This window comes from Gilvimarinus gilvus, from assembly GCF_030518155.1.
Taxonomy (GTDB): domain Bacteria; phylum Pseudomonadota; class Gammaproteobacteria; order Pseudomonadales; family Cellvibrionaceae; genus Gilvimarinus; species Gilvimarinus gilvus.
The window spans coordinates 37,201-55,147 of the sequence record NZ_JAULRU010000569.1 but is presented as its reverse complement, the minus strand read 5'-3'; the positions used below and the strand labels follow the sequence as shown (position 1 = coordinate 55,147).

The window sequence follows — 17,947 nt, the reverse complement described above, 5'->3', positions numbered from 1 at the left end:
GCTGTTCGCCGGCTTTTTGTTTCAGGTGGCGGCGAACTCACGCTCTACCGCTTTGTGATCCGTTTTCCATACGTCATACACCTGCTGAGCATAGCCTGGGTAAATATCCTCTTGGTTTTGGCTTATACCGCTCACAATGTCCTTGGCAATATCGGCCGGGTTGCCTTTGTCCATTTCAATACCGGCAACCATGTCGGTGTCTATGGCGCCAGGGTAGGCCGCATGCACTTCAATCTTGTGCGCTTTTAGAGTGCCGCGCAGCGACTGCGTCACTGACCATGCGGCAGCCTTTGAGGCATTGTAAGCCGCGAGCCCCGGCATGCTTGCCAGTGATAGCAACGATAAAATATTACAGATAGCGCCGCCGTTGCCGCGGCTCAGCGCCGCCGTAAAGGCCTGGCTAACGTGCCATAAGCCTTTGAGGTTCACCTCGAAGCAGTGGTCAAAGTCGTCATCGCTGGCATTAAGCAAATCGCCAAAGCGGATCACGCCTGCGTTATTAATAACCAAGTCGAGGTCAGTCAGCTCATTGGCCAATTGACGGATGCTTGCGGAGTCAGTGACATCCAGCGCCACTGCGGTGACGCGTGCGTCATGAGTGGTGATGCTGGCAGGGGTTCGGGCTGCTGCATACACTTTACTCACGCCGCACGTCAGTAGCTCCTGTACCAATGCCTGACCTAAGCCTCGGTTGGCTCCTGTTACCAATACGGTTTTGTTGTTGAGATTCATATGTTGCTCCTGAGTGTGTTGAGGTAGAGGTGCCAGACTATTGATGTTTTGAGTGCCAATAAATAGCCTTGTAAACATTTCATTGGTGCATATAATGCAATAATGGATACCGAGCATTTAAAGTTGTTTCACCGGGTAGCGATGCGCAAGGGCTTTGCGGCTGTGGCGCGGGAGGATGGTATTGATCCGTCGCTGGTCTCGCGGCAAATAGCCACGCTTGAACAACAGTTGGGGTTTAAGTTGTTTCACCGCAGTACCCGCAAGGTTTCGCTCACCTCCGCCGGTGCGGTTTACTTGCAGCAGACGACGCCATTGATTGAAGAGCTTGAGCAAGCCCGTGAATGCGCGCTAAAGCAACACAGCGAGCCCGAGGGTAAACTTGTGATAACGGCATCAACCGCTTTTGGTCAGCGATGTTTGTTGCCCCTAGTGCCTGAGTTTTGCCAGCGTTACCCCAAGCTTATACTCGATTTGCGCTTTACCGATGCGGTGGTCGATATATTGTCTGAACAGGTTGATCTCGCTTGTCGCTTTGCCTCCTCACCCGATCCCAATCTGGTAGCGCAAAAGCTATTTGATACCGAGTTTTGGGCCTGTGCTTCCCCCGGTTATTTACAGCAAAAAGGCACACCAGAGAGCCCCAGGCAATTGCGGGAGCTTGAGCTGTTGGCCATCAATCTGCCGGGTTATCGAGAGGCGTGGATGTTTCAGGGGGAGTACGGCGAAGAGCATAGGGTTGCGTTTTCACCTCGCATGCTCGTGTCGAACGCCATGGCGCTGCGAGAGTTAACCTTGCGCGGTTTGGGTTGTTCACTGCTGGCCAGTTGGATGGTAAGGGAAGACGTTCGCGCGGGGCGCCTGATTCGGTTGTGCCCGCAGTACCGGGTTTCCGCCACCGATTTTCAGTCTGCTGCCTGGTTGCTTTACCCCTCGCGCCGCTATCAACCTGCGAAAACACAAGTCATGGTCAGTTACCTAAAAGAAATGCTGGTGGAGCCGGTTTAGTGTTCATTGTTAGTATTGGTTTCGCCCTAACTTCATCAATCTGGTTTGCTAGTGCTGCCCTATTAGTGAAAATCCCGCGAAGACAGCGCCAATCCATCCAATAAAGCGTCAAGGCTTTCCAGCTTGCCGGCAATCACATGAATGACTTCTCCCTCCCGTTCTAAAATGCCTTTAATTCGCAACATTTTAGCGGCAAGAAAGGGTGCCTTTTGCGCGCGTGCGGTGGCGGACCAGACCACTACATTGACGTTGCCGGTGTGATCTTCCAGTGTGACAAAGGTAACCCCGGAAGCCGTACCGGGACTTTGCCTACCGGTGACCACACCCACAACGGTCACCAGTGATTGATGTTGTTTTTGGTTTAAGTCGCAGGCAAACGTAAAGGGCGGTAAGCGGTTGTCGGCCAATAGCAGTGACACCGGGTGGTGCTCTAAACTTAACCCTAAATTAACGTAATCCTCAATCATATTTTCTTCAGCGCTGGGCGCCGGCAGTGTAACCGCCGATGGTTCGGCAATGGCCAGAGTTGGCTCGTGGCTCGTGGGAGATAATGCGTGGGTGCTTAACTTGGATGAATGCCCCATCAGTTGCCAGCGGCTCTGGTAACGGTTGCCGGCTAGCGTGGCCAGCGCATCGGCACTGGCCAGCGCCTGCAATGCGGGGGCGCCAATGCCGCTGGCTTTTACTTGCTCCAGGCTGTTAAAGCCCTGGCCGCGGTTTGCAATCAGGGTGTTTGCCGCTTGCTGGGGCAGGCCCTTGACTTGCCTAAACCCAAGCCTGAGTGCCCACTCGCCTGAGTGTTGTTCCAGGGTGTGATCATAACGCGAGTGGTTAACACAGACTGGCAGTACGGTGTGGCCGTGGCGTATTGCATCCTGCACCAGCTGGGAGGCGGAGTAAAACCCCATGGGCAAACTGTTGAGCAAGGCGCAGTAAAAGATTTGTGGGTAGTAGTGTTTTAACCAGGCCGAGGCGTAGGCAAGTAGCGCAAAGCTTGCCGAGTGCGACTCGGGAAAGCCGTATTCACCAAAGCCCCGTATTTGTTCAAACAATTGTTCGGCAAACGTCTTTGGGTAGCCGCGCTCCTGCATGCCGTTGATCAACTTACTTTTAAACTGCATGAGCTTGCCGGTTTTTTTCCAGCTCGCCATGGCGCGGCGCAGTTGGTCGGCTTCGCCGCCGGAAAAGCCCGCCGCGACCATCGCCAGTTGAATCACTTGCTCCTGGAAAATAGGTACGCCTAGGGTGCGTTCTAGCACCGAGCGCACATCTTCAGAAGGGTAGCTGACCGACTCAGTGCCGTTGCGGCGTTTTAAATACGGGTGCACCATACCGCCCTGAATCGGGCCGGGCCGCACAATAGCAATTTGAATAACTAAGTCATAGTAACTGGCCGGTTTTAAGCGCGGTAGTATCGACATTTGTGCGCGGGACTCCACCTGAAATACGCCCACGGAGTCGGCTTTTTGCAAGTCGGCGTATACGGCCTGATCATCCATACTGCGAGTAATTTGGTACAGTTCATAGCGCTTGTGTTCGTGCCGTTCAATTAAATCCAGCGCCTTGCGAATGGCGGTCAACATGCCGAGCGCCAGCACATCCACTTTTAACAAGCCGAGGCTTTCTAAGTCGTCCTTGTCCCACTGAATAACGGTTCGGTCGGGCATCGCGGCGTTTTCTACCGGCACCAGTTCGTACAGGGGGCCGCTCGAAATAACAAAGCCACCCACATGCTGGGATAAATGGCGGGGAAAGCCGAGTAGGGTTTCGGTCAGCTGGATCAGCTGTGCGCCGGTGTGGGTTTGGGCATCAATACCGAGCTCGCCTAGTTGTTGCTGCCAGGGCTGGCTGGCATCGCGCCGGTTAATGTTTTTAATATAAAAATCCAGTTGCGTGTCGTTAAAGCCAAGGGCTTTACCGACATCGCGCAGGGCGCTTTTAAAGCGGTAGCCAATGACGGTGGCCGCCAGGGCGGCGCGCTCGCGGCCGTACTTTTGATAGATGTACTGAATAATTTCTTCACGCCTTTCGTGCTCAAAGTCCACGTCAATATCGGGTGGCTCGTTGCGCTCTTTAGAAATAAAGCGCTCGAACAACACATTAATATGGCGCGGGTCTACGGCGGTAATTTCCAGGCAATAACACACCACCGAGTTGGCTGATGAGCCGCGGCCCTGATACAAAATATGTTGCTCGCGGGCAAAGCGCACAATGTCGTCAATGGTTAAAAAGAAATGGGCGTACTCCATTTCTTCAATCAGCGTGAGCTCTTTGTCAATGGTGGCAGCAATGGACGTAGGTACGCCCTGTGGGAAGCGTTTTCGGCAACCCTCGGCGACGCGCTGGCGCAAATACGCCATAGCGGTGAAGCCACTGGGTATAACCTCGGCGGGGTATTCGTATTTAAGCTCTCCCATATCAAACTGGCACTGCTCGGCAATGTGCAGGCTTTGCTGCAGCCAGCGGGTGTTAAATAAACGTTGCAACTTGCTTATGCTGCGCAGGCTGTACTCGGCGTTGCTGAGCAGTTCACGACCGGCCTCGCTGACGGTTAAACCAAGTTTGCGGGCGCTGAGTACATGTTGCAGGGTTAAGCGCTGGCTGTGATGCATTAATACACCGCCGCAGGCCACCAGTGGTATTTGCTCGGTCATGGCCAGTTGTTCGAGCTGCCGGTTGTGGGCTTCTTCATTGTTGGTTAGGTGACGCTGCACTCCAATCCATAACCGGCCGCTGTGGTATTTTTTTAGCCATTGCGCGCTGTCGGTTTGCTCGGTGTTGCCTTCCGGTAACCAAATAAGCAGGCAGTGTCTGAGTGAGGCGATATCCCAGCGGGACAACTCATAGTGGTTTTTAGGGGCCCGGCGCCGGGCATTGGTAATAATGCGGCACAGCTCGGCGTAGCCTTGGCGGTTCGGGCACAGGGCAACCAGCCGCATGTCGCCCGGCATACGCAACAAACTGCCGACAATTAATTTGATGGGCAGCTTGTACTCTTTAATGGCGCTGTAAGCTTTTACCACACCGGCCACCGAGCATTCATCGGTAATGGCAATGGCACGGTAGCCCAATTCGCAAGCGCGCACGATCAGCTCCTCGGGGTGTGAGGCGCCGGTTAAAAATGAGTAGTTGCTCTGACAAAACAGCTCGGCGTAATGCATGATTCGCAGCGCTAGTTTTTACAGCGTTTGGCAAATTTTTTCTGGGCCAGCTGATACGACTCATCCAGTAAGGGTTTGAGTGCGGCAAAGCATGCGTCGTCTGGGTTTAAAACACACACCCAGTTCATCCAGCCGTATACCGGGTGGGGCATTAGGGTGTTCAGTTGTTGTAAATCATAACGGGTGTTTATGACTTCGCCGGCGGCGGGGCGCTTGGGTTTGGGGCCCAGGTGTTGCCCGAAGGTGGCGGGTGCTACCGCGAAGTTAAAACGAAATATCTCGGTACGGTCAAGGTTGGAGCCTTTGTCGTTGGCGCCGTCTTTTTCTTTGATCGTCGCAAAATAAATACCGTGGGGTAACACCTTGCCGGGATTGTAAAAAAAAGAGGTTTCTCCCCACTTGTTCAGTTGCACTAAGCCTGAGTAGTGGGCGAGTAAAAACTCACAAATGGTAGAAGGGGACATGGTGGCTCCGTGGTTATGGTGCATTAACAAAAATACCCGTGTATGTACCAGTTTTTATCGGGCGGGCTCAGTGGTTTGTATACCCACAGCCAGCGCCCGGCGCGGTTGCGGGCAACAAAATAATCGCGCGATAGGGTTTGCTGATCCCACCAGCCGGTCACTATGCGCTCGGGCCCGTGCACCAGCACCAAGGGCTCGGCGGTGGCCTTAGGGTGGCGCAGTAACACGCTGGGCCGCAGTGAATGTGGCGTAAGTGCTGTTAATTTTTGCGTGGGTTTTATGTGGCCGGGGTGAACGCCCGGGCGAAAATCATTGCAGAGCAAGGTTTGCTTAATGGCCTCGCTGCCAAGCTTTGCCTGTAGGCGCGCAAGTAGCTGCGCTGGGGTGAGTTCAGCGTTTTGGTTACAGAATAAATCTTGGTTTTTCTGCTCCCGGTTAAAGCTGCGGTTAGCGCTCAGTGTGTAGGCGTAAATGGCCGCATTCAGGGCGAGGCTTTCCAATTTAAGCTCAATCAAACCTTGCCACAGCTTGGCCGAGTCTTCGCCGCCACCGGCGTGAATGTTCAGCACAATGGACTCTTGCGCACGCAGGTGTAACGTCAGCTGCAGTGCGTCCGTGACCTGAGCGCGGCTTTGTAAAAACCGCTGCAGGCTTTGCACAGTGACGGTTAAAGGTGGCAGCAAGGCATCGGTGGTTTCAATTTCACAGGGCAGCTCGCGGTAGTGGCCAAAGCGTTCAGGGGGGGTAAAAAAACGCACTGGGTGTGGTTTTTCTCCGGTGAGTTTTTGCAGGTACGTTAAGCTCGTGTTGTCGAGCCGGTCGGCCAGCTCCGAGCGTGGCAGAGCACACAGCTTGGCTAAACTTTTTAAGCCGAGGCGCTGCAAATCATTCAGCGGGCGGGATGCAAAGTCCGCGGCGTGTAACGGCAAAATTTGCCAGTGGTGTTGCAGCCAGTGGTTGTCGTCTTCAATGCAGGTGTCGCCGTGTCTGGCCACCACCCGGGCACTCAGTGGGCGCAAACCGGTGGCGGCCGAGTGGCGCAGCCCTTCATTATTAAGGTGTGCTGTAATGGCTTGCCAGTAGGGGGTTAAGCCGCCGTGGTAACGCAGCATGGAACTGGCCTTAAGCAGTAATCCGTCGGGCTCAAAAATACTGATGTCAGCGCTGAGCGGGTAGAGTAGGTGAGCAATTTCACGCAGGCGCTCGGGGCCAAAATTCGATTGAAAGGGCAACACCTGCAGTTCGCGGTTCAGCGAGCAAGCCAGCGCCATGCCCATGCCCAGATGTAAGCCTGAGGCTTCGGCCTCGGTGTTGAGCTGCAGCACCGTAAAGTGGCGTTCGCAGACAATCGCCCGTGGGCAGGGTGTCTCATTGGGGGCGGTGGGTAGGCTGTCCAGCTGCAAGGCCGGAAAGTGGATATAGAGCCAGAGCATGGTGTTGAGTTCAGGCGCGTTGGCGCCGCCCCGGTTGCGACAGCGGGTGCACATTGGCCGGCAGCGGTTGCAGTACCAGCGCTGGCCAGTCGGCACGCCAATCCAACTGAATGGGGCCGGTGGGCCAACCGCCTTTGCGCTTGGTGACACGCACCTCAAGCCCGTTGTGAGTGGGGGCCAGGGCGAGGCTGAGTGTCAGCGGTAGGGATTGATTGGCCCGCCCGGCGCTTTGCAGTAACCACAGTGCGCACCGCCCCTCAGTACTTGCCAGCTGTAGGCGTTTTATATCCGCCACACTGATGTCCCTTTGCCACAAAAGCACCGACACACAACAACCACTTTGCAGACACTGCTTAGCGCTCCAGAGGGCTTGCTTGTTGTCGCCGTACACAGCGTAGAGCTGCTCACAGCTAAAACCCGCCTCGGCCCAAAAGTCCGGGCACAGCGCGCCCGGTGGGTTAATTAGTACCAGTAATTCGCCATCGGCCGAACGTAAATAAGGTGCCAGCAGGCGCAGCTCGCCAATACCGGTGTCCGATTGTATGCGGCACACGCCGCTACCGGGCAGGCCACCGCCCAAAGCGTTATCCAACTCGGTAAAACCACTGGGGTGCACGGCCGCCGGAGGGGCCAGTTGCCCCCCACGGTAAATACGGCGCTGTTGCAGTAGTTGTTCGATATTGGTCATGGTTGCATGGCATCTATGCTGTATGTATGTACAGTATAGTGTTTTGGGGTGGGGATTCAAGGGGGTTTTTTTGCCCGGATTTCGCCCGGGCGGGCGAGTAACTTTTCGTGACGCGACGAAAAGTAACCCGTCGCTCTTGCACGCAGCCCAGGCTGGCTTCTCTATTGCTCCGCAATATTCACCTTCTCCATGCGCGATTAACCACCCAAATTGGCCTACGTTCAGCTGGATACGATGGGAGGAGTAGGGATACTTCGTAGCATGGCCTTGTTTTACGTCCGACTTCAGACATCAGACCTCAGACTTTCTATTCCTGTCAGACATCAGACTTTTCTTTTCTAGTCATTTGCCCGGATTTCGCCCGGGCGGGCGAGTAACTTTTCGTGACGCGACGAAAAGTAACCAAAAGACGCGCCCCGCAACTGGCCCTTCGGGTTCCCTCGCTACGATTGAATTTGGAGGGTCGTATCGACAGGCCTTCCCTGGCCTGACGATACTTGCACTCGCGTCCATGCGAGCTTACCCACCAAATTCAATCTCCACTCGGCTCAGTGGCATGGGGGAGGGGTACTCCGTAGCTCAATGCTCTTAAGCGTCAGACGTCGGACTTCAGGCATTCACACTTCCTATGTGCAATTGACCCACAAAATTAGCTCGTCTTCGGCTGGATACGACGGGAGGGGCAGGGCACTTCGTAGCTAGATTAGTTTTTTGCATCCGACCTCAGACGTCGGACATCAGACTTTCTATTCCCATCAGGCGTCGGACGTCCGACTTCGACAACTTGCCAAGTTGTCGAAACCATGGCACTCTTTTCCTCAAGTGTTTTACAGGTTGATCTGACTTGTCTTAAATTTGGCGATGCCTGTAGATTCAACCAACTGGAAGGTATCTAAGCACGTCGGGAGTGATGCGGCGCACTTTCCTTTCTTTGGTTACTTCAATTTTAATGTTCGAGCGACACAGGTTGACGGTGTGCAGATTTAGACTCAGGTGGTTAGATGTGGACACTTGTTCCTAGATGTAGACATGGTGTCTAGATATGCCCATGCTTTTTAATTAACTGTTATACGTAAGAGCAAGTATGGATATTAAAACGGAAGCTCTCAATTATATAAAAGACCGCTACATAGAGGAGCAGTCGCGCTTCAAACATTTTGAAGAGAAGTGCGGGAAACTCGTAACTCTCATGACAATAGTGATCGGTATCTTTACCGCCCTTGTGGGATTCAAATCTAAGGTAATATTCTCGCCAGTCAGCGAGATAGAATGGCTAATTCTGGTGGCTTGTGGAGCAATATCTTTAGTTTTAGCGTGCTCTTGGGGGCATGCCCTACTTGCATTGAAGTTGGGGGAATGTCCAGTCGCTCCCAAAAGCCGAGCAAATGCTGATTACATACTTGGCACATCCGATGAAAAATCACTAGCACATATGATTGACTGCTATGTGGATACTACCGAAAAACTTAGTGTTGTAATAGATAGGAAAGCACAGAATCTTGAGTATGCATACAATGAAATGGCTATAGCTGCGTGGATTTCTGGGCTTCTTGTAATTTTAATAGCTATTAAGGAGCTAGTAATATGAGTGACAAAGACCAGAAAAAGCCGCAAAACAATACCGAGCAAAAGCCTCCAACTACTGAGTACGTCAAGAAAAGCCAAGTTAACAATAGCTCCGACAAAAAGAAGAAGTAAGCGTATAACAAGGTTGTAAACCGGAACCAAATTGCTGCGCAGTTTTGTATTCGCTGCGCTTCTAACACAAAAACCGCTCCGCAATTCGGTCCGGTTACAACGGCGTTAGGTCAGATAAAATGAAAGTTACTATCATAGACGGAGATTTGCTCGAGCAAGATGTCGAGGTGATCGTTAATAGCTGGAACCGGAATATTATCCCGTGGTGGTTACTTCTGCCTCAAGGAGTGTCCGGTGCAATTAAAAAACGTGGAGGAACTAAGCCTTTTAAAGAAGTTGCCAAGTTTGGTCCAATACCGTTAGGCCAGGCGAGGGTTACAGGCTCAGGCAATCTTAAGTTTAAGGGCATAATACATGTCGCAGGTATAAATATGTTCTGGTTCGCCACAGAATATTCAGTCCGTGAGAGCGTTAAAAATGCAATGGCTTTGGTGAACGAACTCGGCTTCGAAAGCGTTGCCTTTCCTTTGATTGGGGCAGGTTCTGGCAATCGTGGTGAAGCATGGTCACAGAGAATTATGGAGCAGGCATTTTCTGAGATTACAACAAATGCAAGGATGTATATTGTCAAGTTCAGCGGCTAGGCCTAACAAGTTTGTCAATGATCGCCCTTCGGGCTGGACAGCCTTAAGCGTGGCTTCGCCACAAGGCTTTTCGTTACAAAGGCGTTAGGAGGTGTCCATGTTGATTTGCACGGAAGAGAAAATCAGAGCAGCAGAAAGCTTTATTAAAAGCACAAAAATTCAACTTTCAATTAAGCCGGCAGATCAATCTCATCATGAAAAGTTTATTCGAGATGATTTTTTCCAAATTAATGCTACATGCTATTTTTTAAATGCGGTAGTGTTTGAACTCATTGTCAAAATATTCTGGGAAATAGATAACGGTAGAGAATGTCGCCACACTCATTTACTAGATAAGCTCTATCCAGAGTTGTCTGATTGGTCCAGAGCATTTTTGGAGAACCAATACATAACACTGAAAAATGAAGTTGAGTCGACATTGAAGGATGCAAAAGGTAAATCCGACCTGAACATAACTTATGCCGATCTTGAAAGCGCATTAGTTACTAATAAAGAGGTTGTAATGGATTACAAATATGAAATGAAGCCAAATTCAAGTAATTCAGTGTTTGATAGCATCGTTACCTCTCAAGATTTTTACTATACGATACCCTACCAACTATGTGAAAAGTTCTTTTCGAAATCGTTGGAAAGGATCAAAATACTAAGCTCGAATACAATCAAGGATGCCTCCTAACAAAAAAATCCAAGCGACCCAAATCGCTGCGCGGCTTTTAGTGCTGGCGCTTCGCGCTAAGATATCACTAAAATCCACGCATCAATTCGGTCGCTTGATTTGAGCGTTATGTGCTCACAGTGCCGCGACGAAAATAGAAATATTATTATGGAATTACACGAGTTGGTTGAAATAGTAGATGATCAAAATTCATTTTTGGCTTTCGTAGAGGCACTCAAAAATGATCGTGAAGATTCGGTACAAAAAGGAAAAATTAATCCTAGCAGTCCGTACAGTAGCGGAGCAAATGGTTGGGAGAATGGAGCAATCGAGTCATTCTTAGAAGCTGCGCACGCATGGGCTATAGATTCGGATTTTGGCGCATCTCAAGATCTCGCAGAAGCGAATATGTGGAAAAAGATGGCTGTATTTCTGTATTGTGGAAAAATCTACGAATGAAAATGTGCCAATCACATAACAAGTTTGTCCAGTTGACGTTTTGGTCTACGCTTCGTTTTGGGGTGGCTATTCCACTTTACCCCAAAACTCCACTACAACCAAAACGCAACTGACAAAGGCGCTATAAATCAATCTAGTACTGAGCGTAAACATGTACTAAGATGTAATACATATGAATACAGAGGTGTATTTCGATGAGTGTTACAAGTATCAGGCTAGCCGATGACATAGATAAGCCACTTGAATCGTTAGCGAGCAAGCTAGATAGAAGTAAAAACTATCTTATAAATCAAGCAATTAAAGAGTTTTTGGCAAGGCAGTCTCTCGAGGATTCTAGGTGGTCAGACACACTTGAGGCTCTGGAGTCTATTAAGTCAGGCAAATCCATTGCTGAAGCGGATGTGAATGCCTGGCTAAACAGCTGGGGCACTGGTGAGCGCAAAGAGCCACCAAAGTGATCGAGGTTAAATATTCCCCAGAATCGCTTGAAGATCTTCAGCGAGTTGTCGAGTTTGTTGAAGTCAAAAATTCTTACGCTGCTCGAAGAGTCGCAATTGACCTTCAAGAGGGAGCTTCCAGACTAAAGCAATTTCCCGAAATTGGTTTGCCAGTAATTAAAGCGCCTGATCCAGAAAGGATCCGAGATTTATATATTGGCGATTACACCGTGCGGTATTTAATTACCGACGGCACCGTTTATATTTTGCGAGTTTGGCACAACAAAGAAAACGAGAAAAACTTATAACAAGGCAAAATCGCCCTTCGGGCTGGGGGCGCTTGCGACGTTAAGTGGTCAACCATCAGGGAGCTTAGGAGAAACATGTATCAGTATAATCCTCTTGTGGCGCCAGATTCTGAGGAATGGCTTGGGCTCTCAGAGGGTGATCGAATTGATTCGGTACGATCCTTCCATGAGCATTCCGATGGCTCTGATTTTGAAGATGATCAGGCGTTATCTATTCACTGTGCCATACATGTCGTTGTCGAAAATCAACTAGCCTTAAAAGTCGAACATTTGCCGGAAACTCTATCAAAGTTAAAGCGTCAGGGGCTAGATCGCCATGAAGCAATCCACGCTATCGGAGCGATTTTAAGTGAAGAAATATTCAAAATATACCGCGGAGAAACTTCAGAGTTTTCTACAAGTCTGTATAGACGAAAGTTGGAGAAAGTCACAGCTAAGCGCTGGAAAAAAGGACAGTATTAGTGCAGGGTAAATCATTTAATAAGTTGCTTAAGCGGAGCTCCGTTCCGTTAGCAAGGCGCTACGCGAGAATGAACATGATCCGCTGGCCTAATTGCAAAGTATCTATCGGCATATGGCAAAAATTGCTTTTCAATCAAGTTTCGCTTCATCAATGCCGTGAGTGCCGGGTTCGTCTTGGACATAGTCAGAGAGCAAGCCTACTAACAGGTGTACTGCTTGCAGTTTCGCTAATTGCAGTCTCAGGCTTCATTATCGCGCCGCTGAATGGCTATGCCCAACTTTTGGCTTTGGTAAGCACACTTAGCCTCGTGTCGCAAAGATACTCGGCAAAGTTGTATGTTGTTAATAGAATCGGCGCCAAAAAGCATGTGTATTAAAGCGTGTCAATTCGCACACTTCGTGTGCCGGATGCTTGCAAGCTCGCGTCGTTGCCCTCTGCGTTAGGCTCCCAAATGGCTGATTATCACGAAAATATATTTAGTGAAGAGGAAAGCAAAGTAATCGAAGCATTTTCCTTTGCAATTAATAAAAAGGATTTCTTTTTAAGCAAAGATCAGCTGGCTGGTATCGAATCAAAATTTAGCGATGAAAAAGTATCTGGCTGGGTGTTTGCGTATAACGCCTATCAATTATCGAATCAAGAAAGAATCCGGCTACTAAAATCGAATATGCACAACAGTAACCCTCGAATACGTGAGCAAGTGTGCGACATAGTGGGGGATGAATGTATTAGTGATCTTCGTCAGGATCTTAAAGAGCTTTTTGGTGACCATGTTTCATATGTTTCACAGGCGGCAAAATACAATCATGATGAAATGTTCTAAGCCTAACAATACGTGTCAATCAGTTTGTTTCGCGGCTTTTTTGTGCTGGTTGCGACACTGGCACAAAACGCCAATCCACAAACTGCCGCTCCACTCTGCGTTAGGCATCCCATGAAGAAAAACGCAATAAAGCTAATTGGTCTCGGAATAGCAGCAACTTCGTTCTCGCTAGGGTTTTACGTAGCAGAACAAAACACAGTCTGGGGAAAGGTTGATTTTCCTACTAAGAAAGAGAATAAAGTGGTGAGGCTTACCGAGGATGTAACGGTTACGGGTTCAGACGGAAGAGAAACCGTTCTAGTAAAGGGAACTCTTCTAAACTGGGACGGGGCTTATCATTTTCAGAACTATATGTCCCGAAGGTACATAATTGACGGGTTTGGTCGATTTGAAGTGGTGGATAACGGTAGCAATGTAGGTGAGGTCTATTCTGGAGGCGAAAGATGAATCAGCCTGAGGACACTAACGATATTGTTTGTCTGTTCGCTGACGAGGAGTTCGCCTATGGGACGCTCAATGTCGTTCCTGGTTCTGATCCTGAAATTGTGCAACGGTGCAGCTCTAAAAATGGGCTGCCTTACTGGGAGACTCTGACTGAGAAGTAAGCTTGGCCATACACTAAAAAGCACATTATTCACCGCGACAAAAGGGTAGTGGTGCGCTCGTAAACTCGTGTCCGTGTGTACGGCGAAGGGTAGAGCGTCTACTTCTTGGGGGGAACACCAACAATGAGGAGGGTGGCGATGAAAAAGCAGGTTCTTGAATTCATATCTAATCTTGAGAATGAGCGCAGGAGGAGTGATTCCGAGGCTTTAGTCGATCTCATCGAGGAAGAGTCTGGATATGAGCCATATATACATGGCAGCATGATTGGTTATGGTAGGTACCATTACAAGTACGAGAGTGGGCGAGAAGGGGACTTCTTTGTTACGGGATTTTCCCCCAGAAAGCAACATCTGGCAGTCTATATAATGCCTGGATTTTCGAGTTATGAGACGATGCTGGAAAATCTAGGTAAACACAAAGTCGGCAAATCCTGTTTATACATCAATAAGCTGGCAGATATAGACTTAACGGTACTGCGCAAGTTAGTTAAAGCATCGGTAAAAGATATGCAAAAAAAGTATCAGTGCGCAAGTGCCTAAAAAGCAGCGCCACGGTCAAAACTGTGGCCGTCGCACTTTCTGTTTTCAGTTCGCTGGCGCTGCTTTAAAAACCAAACTCACGCCAACCCAGTTTCGCATGTACTGGGCATTAGCATACAAAGAGTAGGCATGGATAAACATATTAAAATTGTGCTTCTACTACTGCTCGCAAATATCTGTATTTCGGCGGAAATACCGACGAGTGCAAGATCGGAAAAGGCAATTCGCACTGTTAAGGCTGAATTAGTTGCTCAGCTTAAGCGGGTTGGTCTTGAATATGGTAGCCCCATCTACATACGCATATTTAAAAAATCTTCGGAACTTGAGTTGTGGGTGAAGCGTAGGGAAGCGTACGAACTGTTTAAAACTTATGAGATTTGTGCTTATTCTGGGAGTTTGGGGCCAAAGACAAAGGAAGGGGATAATCAAGCACCTGAAGGCTTCTATTTTGTTAAACCTGGAAACCTAAATCCATGGAGTTCATATCATTTGTCATTCAACCTGGGTTACCCAAATCACTATGAACGCCAGCATGGCTATACGGGAAGCGCGCTGATGGTTCACGGAAGATGTCTGTCTATTGGCTGCTATGCGATGACCGACCGATTTATAAACGAAATATACGCAATGGCGCAGGGTGCGTTCGAGTCAGGGCAGCCATTTTTTAGAGTGCATGCATTTCCTTTTCGCCTGGAAAGGGGCGTATTGGAAAAGTACAAATCTAATAGGTGGTACTCTTTCTGGCAGAATTTAAAGGAAGGGTACGACCTTTTTGCCAAACATAAGGTTCCCCCGGATGTTAATGCGAAAAATGGAAGGTATGTGTTTAGTGCTGGAAACTAATGCCGTCATTTGCAACGTGGCGGGTTAGCCGCACAGAGTCTTCATGGAAGTTAGCAGGCTGTTGAGTGCAACGTCCATTACTAAAAATAACGGTTCTAAACCGTGAATATTTAATTGGGTCAAAGCTGTTTTATGCAATAGATAGGAAGAATGGCTGATTTAAAAAGACGCTGTTCATTTTAAGGTCAGAGGCGACTTTAAAGGCGCAATTGCATTTGTCTTAACCTCCCTTCACACACTCGTACAAAAATCGTTAAGGCACAACGGAACATCCTTAGTTGGCACGCCCCAATATTATTGGCTCCGTCACTTTATGCTTGTCAGTTTTGCAAATTCTACTCTAGCGTGCCGTAATTTACACAGTGGTTGCGGTCACCATCAGTTCAGAGCCTGAACTTGTGCGCTCGCGTCGATGGCGTTGCTTTTGCATTCATCTCTACTCTGACACGTTAACTTTTGCATTAAAGGCATAAACAGGTTTGTGGGGATAATGGGATTCAGTCGATTTTTTATTTGGTTAGGCGGTCGCGAGTTAACCGTTATGTGTGTGGTGCTTGCCTTGGCAGGCTCTGTTTGGGCATTTGCTGAGATCGCCGATGCTGTCACCGAGGGTGACACTCACGAGTTTGATCGCCGTGTATTGCTGATGATGCGTAGCGCAGGCGATGTGTCAGACCCTATTGGCCCAGACTGGGCGGAGGAGGTGGGGCGCGATGTTACCGCCTTGGGTAGCAATGTGATATTGACGTTGTTAACGCTGATCGTTATGGGGTACTTAGTGTTGTGCCAACGCCGTCGGCTCGCGGTGGTTGTGTTGGTATCCTCTTTGGGGTCACTTTGTGCGAACAGTTTGCTTAAAGATGCTTATGAGCGTGACCGGCCGGATTTAGTGCCCCACGGCACAGAAGTGTATACCGCGAGTTTTCCCAGTGGTCATTCGATGGTAGCGGCTGCCACCTATTTAACCTTAGCTGTGTTGCTGGCCAGAGCCGAAAAGCGTCGACGTTTGAGGGCCTATTATTTGATCTCGGCCTTAACTATTACGCTGTTAGTTGGCATGAGCCGACTGTACCTTGGGGTACATTGGCCCACCGATGTGCTTGCCGGCTGGACAGGCGGTGCGGGTTGGGCGCTGGCGTGTTGGCTGTTGGCGGGCTGGTTGCAGCGACGCGGTCAAGTCGAGCCAGAATCCGTTGACCACGTGCCATACCATAGTGTGTCGAGAGGCCCTAATACGCTTTCATCGCCTAACCGACAAGGCAAATAGCGCCCTAGCCGAACGATGAACCTACCATTGATATAACGCATAGGATTTTAAATGAGCGAATCTTTAGTGAGTCGCACAAACGTCACCGCCATTGGTGTTTTGGCGCGAATGGGGTATGCCGCACGCGGTTTGGTTTATTTGATTGTCGGCATGTTAGCCATTATGACGGCTACCGGTGTCGGTGGCGAAACCACTAACAGTAAAGGGGCTGTGCGCGCGATAGCGGAGCAGCCCTTTGGTCAAGTGTTGTTACTGCTACTAGTGGTGGGGCTGGCGGGCTATGTGATCTGGCGCAGCACACAAGCACTGCTTGATACTGACGATCATGGCACTTCAGTGCATGGCTTGGGTGTGCGTGTAGGTCTGCTTATCAGTGCCGCCACACACACCACGTTGGCAATATTCGCGGCAAAATTGGCGTGGTTTGGATCCGGGGGCGGCGGTGGTCAGCCCACTTGGCTTTCCTCCGATGCTGGCCTTTGGTTGCTGGCCGTTATTGGCGTGGGCATGGTAGGAGCGGGTGTGGCGCATATGGTAAAAGGCTGGAAGGTTGGCTACGAGAAGTTTATGCGCCTACCGAGCTCACAGCGATTTTGGATGCGGCCGCTATGCCGCTTTGGTCTGCTGGCTCGCGGTGCGGTGTTAATCTTGATCGGTGTAATTCTTGCGCGCTCGGCGGTTGTTGCCCGTAGCTCTGACGTTAAAGGGATTGCCGACGCTTTAAATACACTGCGCGATGGCCCGTTCGGCGCTTGGTTATTAGGCGTCGCGGCCGCCGGTTTAATAGCGTTTGGCTGTTATAGTTTGTTTGAGGCAATATTCCGTCGCATTAATAATGATGAGTAACAGCCGTATGCGAAATACAAAAAAATGTAAAGCCCTGCTTGTGATTAATCCGAAGTCGCGTCAGGGGGCCGAGGCACAATTGGATGATGGCTTGGCGCGGTTATCGGAAGCTGGTATTACGGTCGAACGGTTAGCGTCAAAAGGCCCCGATGAGAGTCGTCAAGCGGTACGTGATCGCAAGGACGAATTGGATCTGGTGATTGTCGGTGGTGGTGACGGTACTATCAGCTCAATGGCTGGAGTGTTGTATGAATGCGACCTGCCGCTGGCCGTTTTACCGCTAGGCACGGCCAATGACCTGGCTCGATCACTTGGCTTGAGTGGGGATCTTAATGAGGCTTTTGAGGTGATTATTGCAGGCGAGCGTCAGTGTATTGATTTAGGTGTGGTGAATGAGCATTACTTTTTTAATGTTGCCCACCTCGGTCTTGGTGTGAAAGTTTCGGAGGAACTCACAGACGAGGTTAAAAAGTATTGGGGCGTATTGAGCTATTTAAAGGCTTTTTTTGCCGCGCTGACCCGTGTTAAACAGTTAAAGGCTAATATGTCAGTTGATGGTGTGCACTATCGCCTGCGATCCATTCAGATGGCAATTGGTAACGGCCGATACTATGGCGGCGGAAATGTCGTGGATGAAAAGACCCGTATTGATGATGGTAAGTTGTCACTTTACAGTTTACGCCCACAAACTGTGTGGGAATTACTAACCCTGGCGCCCTTGTTGCGCGATGGTAGACAACATGACAACAAGCGTGTTTTTAACGCACAGGCCGAACGTATAGACATTACCACCGGGCGCAAAACAATGAAGATCCATGCCGATGGCGAGCCGGTAACTCAAACGCCCGCGCACTTTAGCGTAATCCGGCAAGCGATAGAGGTTCTGGCGCCAGCGCTTGCCGATAATGAAATACCCGACTAAATGTTACTTGTTCA

General features: G+C 49.8%; 21 protein-coding genes. 16 read left to right on the top strand and 5 right to left on the bottom strand.

The genetic code is table 11. From position 1 onward, the window contains the following. Positions 1–21 precede the first annotated feature (21 nt). Positions 22–732, bottom strand: a complete 711-nt coding sequence (locus tag QWI17_RS10880; protein WP_302722532.1) for an SDR family NAD(P)-dependent oxidoreductase — start codon at positions 730–732, stop codon at positions 22–24. 102 nt (positions 733–834) lie between these two features. Here QWI17_RS10880 and QWI17_RS10875 point away from each other — a divergent pair, with 102 nt between their 5' ends. Further along, entirely contained in the window at positions 835–1,737 is a 903-nt protein-coding gene (locus QWI17_RS10875) for a LysR family transcriptional regulator (RefSeq protein WP_302722531.1), read from the top strand. A gap of 62 nt (positions 1,738–1,799) precedes the next feature. Here QWI17_RS10875 and QWI17_RS10870 read toward each other — a convergent pair whose 3' ends face one another. The 4 genes from QWI17_RS10870 to imuA are packed head-to-tail and all read right to left on the bottom strand — an operon-like array spanning position 1,800 to position 7,483. Further along, positions 1,800–4,898: an error-prone DNA polymerase gene (locus QWI17_RS10870; protein ID WP_302722530.1), complete on the bottom strand. Its 3,099-nt coding sequence runs from the start codon at positions 4,896–4,898 to the stop codon at positions 1,800–1,802. Positions 4,899–4,909: 11 nt separating this feature from the next. Beyond that, a complete protein-coding gene (locus tag QWI17_RS10865; protein WP_302722529.1) occupies positions 4,910–5,362 on the bottom strand; it encodes a DUF6194 family protein in 453 nt (150 codons plus the stop codon). 23 nt (positions 5,363–5,385) lie between these two features. Continuing rightward, complete coding sequence (locus QWI17_RS10860) at positions 5,386–6,849, bottom strand: Y-family DNA polymerase (protein ID WP_302722528.1); 1,464 nt, start codon at positions 6,847–6,849, stop codon at positions 5,386–5,388. After that, positions 6,806–7,483, bottom strand: coding sequence for a translesion DNA synthesis-associated protein ImuA (gene imuA, locus QWI17_RS10855; RefSeq protein WP_302722527.1), 678 nt, complete (start codon positions 7,481–7,483; stop codon positions 6,806–6,808). The genes QWI17_RS10860 and imuA overlap by 44 nt, the downstream gene beginning before the upstream one ends. Before the next feature lie 1,084 nt (positions 7,484–8,567). Here imuA and QWI17_RS10850 point away from each other — a divergent pair. The 15 genes from QWI17_RS10850 (at position 8,568) to QWI17_RS10780 (ending at position 17,933) form a co-directional block, all read left to right on the top strand. Then, a complete protein-coding gene (locus QWI17_RS10850; protein ID WP_302722526.1) occupies positions 8,568–9,071 on the top strand; it encodes a hypothetical protein in 504 nt (167 codons plus the stop codon). 229 nt (positions 9,072–9,300) lie between these two features. Next, positions 9,301–9,765: a macro domain-containing protein gene (locus QWI17_RS10845; RefSeq protein ID WP_302722525.1), complete on the top strand. Its 465-nt coding sequence runs from the start codon at positions 9,301–9,303 to the stop codon at positions 9,763–9,765. Positions 9,766–9,862: 97 nt separating this feature from the next. Continuing rightward, positions 9,863–10,441 carry a hypothetical protein gene (locus QWI17_RS10840; RefSeq protein ID WP_302722524.1) on the top strand — a complete coding sequence of 193 codons (579 nt, stop codon included), beginning with the start codon at positions 9,863–9,865 and terminating at the stop codon, positions 10,439–10,441. A 147-nt stretch (positions 10,442–10,588) separates the two neighbouring features. Then, on the top strand, positions 10,589–10,879 hold the full coding sequence (locus QWI17_RS10835) for a DUF7660 family protein (protein ID WP_302722523.1): 291 nt from the start codon (positions 10,589–10,591) through the stop codon (positions 10,877–10,879). 194 nt (positions 10,880–11,073) lie between these two features. Continuing rightward, a complete protein-coding gene (locus QWI17_RS10830) occupies positions 11,074–11,337 on the top strand; it encodes a CopG family ribbon-helix-helix protein (protein ID WP_302722522.1) in 264 nt (87 codons plus the stop codon). After that, positions 11,334–11,624, top strand: coding sequence for a type II toxin-antitoxin system RelE/ParE family toxin (locus tag QWI17_RS10825; protein ID WP_302722521.1), 291 nt, complete (start codon positions 11,334–11,336; stop codon positions 11,622–11,624). The genes QWI17_RS10830 and QWI17_RS10825 overlap by 4 nt, the downstream gene beginning before the upstream one ends. Before the next feature lie 75 nt (positions 11,625–11,699). Further along, entirely contained in the window at positions 11,700–12,086 is a 387-nt protein-coding gene (locus tag QWI17_RS10820; protein WP_302722520.1) for a hypothetical protein, read from the top strand. A 452-nt stretch (positions 12,087–12,538) separates the two neighbouring features. Further along, positions 12,539–12,910, top strand: coding sequence for a hypothetical protein (locus QWI17_RS10815; protein ID WP_302722519.1), 372 nt, complete (start codon positions 12,539–12,541; stop codon positions 12,908–12,910). A gap of 111 nt (positions 12,911–13,021) precedes the next feature. Next, a complete protein-coding gene (locus QWI17_RS10810; RefSeq protein ID WP_302722518.1) occupies positions 13,022–13,357 on the top strand; it encodes a hypothetical protein in 336 nt (111 codons plus the stop codon). After that, positions 13,354–13,515: a hypothetical protein gene (locus QWI17_RS10805; RefSeq protein ID WP_302722517.1), complete on the top strand. Its 162-nt coding sequence runs from the start codon at positions 13,354–13,356 to the stop codon at positions 13,513–13,515. The genes QWI17_RS10810 and QWI17_RS10805 overlap by 4 nt, the downstream gene beginning before the upstream one ends. Positions 13,516–13,653: 138 nt before the next feature. Continuing rightward, positions 13,654–14,055, top strand: a complete 402-nt coding sequence (locus QWI17_RS10800) for a DUF1801 domain-containing protein (protein WP_302722516.1) — start codon at positions 13,654–13,656, stop codon at positions 14,053–14,055. Positions 14,056–14,184: 129 nt separating this feature from the next. Beyond that, positions 14,185–14,898 carry a L,D-transpeptidase family protein gene (locus tag QWI17_RS10795; RefSeq protein ID WP_302722515.1) on the top strand — a complete coding sequence of 238 codons (714 nt, stop codon included), beginning with the start codon at positions 14,185–14,187 and terminating at the stop codon, positions 14,896–14,898. Between the two features lie 490 nt (positions 14,899–15,388). Next, positions 15,389–16,165 (top strand): phosphatase PAP2 family protein, encoded by a 777-nt coding sequence (locus QWI17_RS10790; RefSeq protein ID WP_302722514.1) that lies wholly within the window; start codon positions 15,389–15,391, stop codon positions 16,163–16,165. Positions 16,166–16,216: 51 nt separating this feature from the next. Further along, positions 16,217–17,011, top strand: a complete 795-nt coding sequence (locus QWI17_RS10785; protein WP_302722513.1) for a DUF1206 domain-containing protein — start codon at positions 16,217–16,219, stop codon at positions 17,009–17,011. 7 nt (positions 17,012–17,018) lie between these two features. Continuing rightward, entirely contained in the window at positions 17,019–17,933 is a 915-nt protein-coding gene (locus QWI17_RS10780; RefSeq protein ID WP_302722512.1) for a lipid kinase, read from the top strand. Positions 17,934–17,947: the final 14 nt, after the last annotated feature.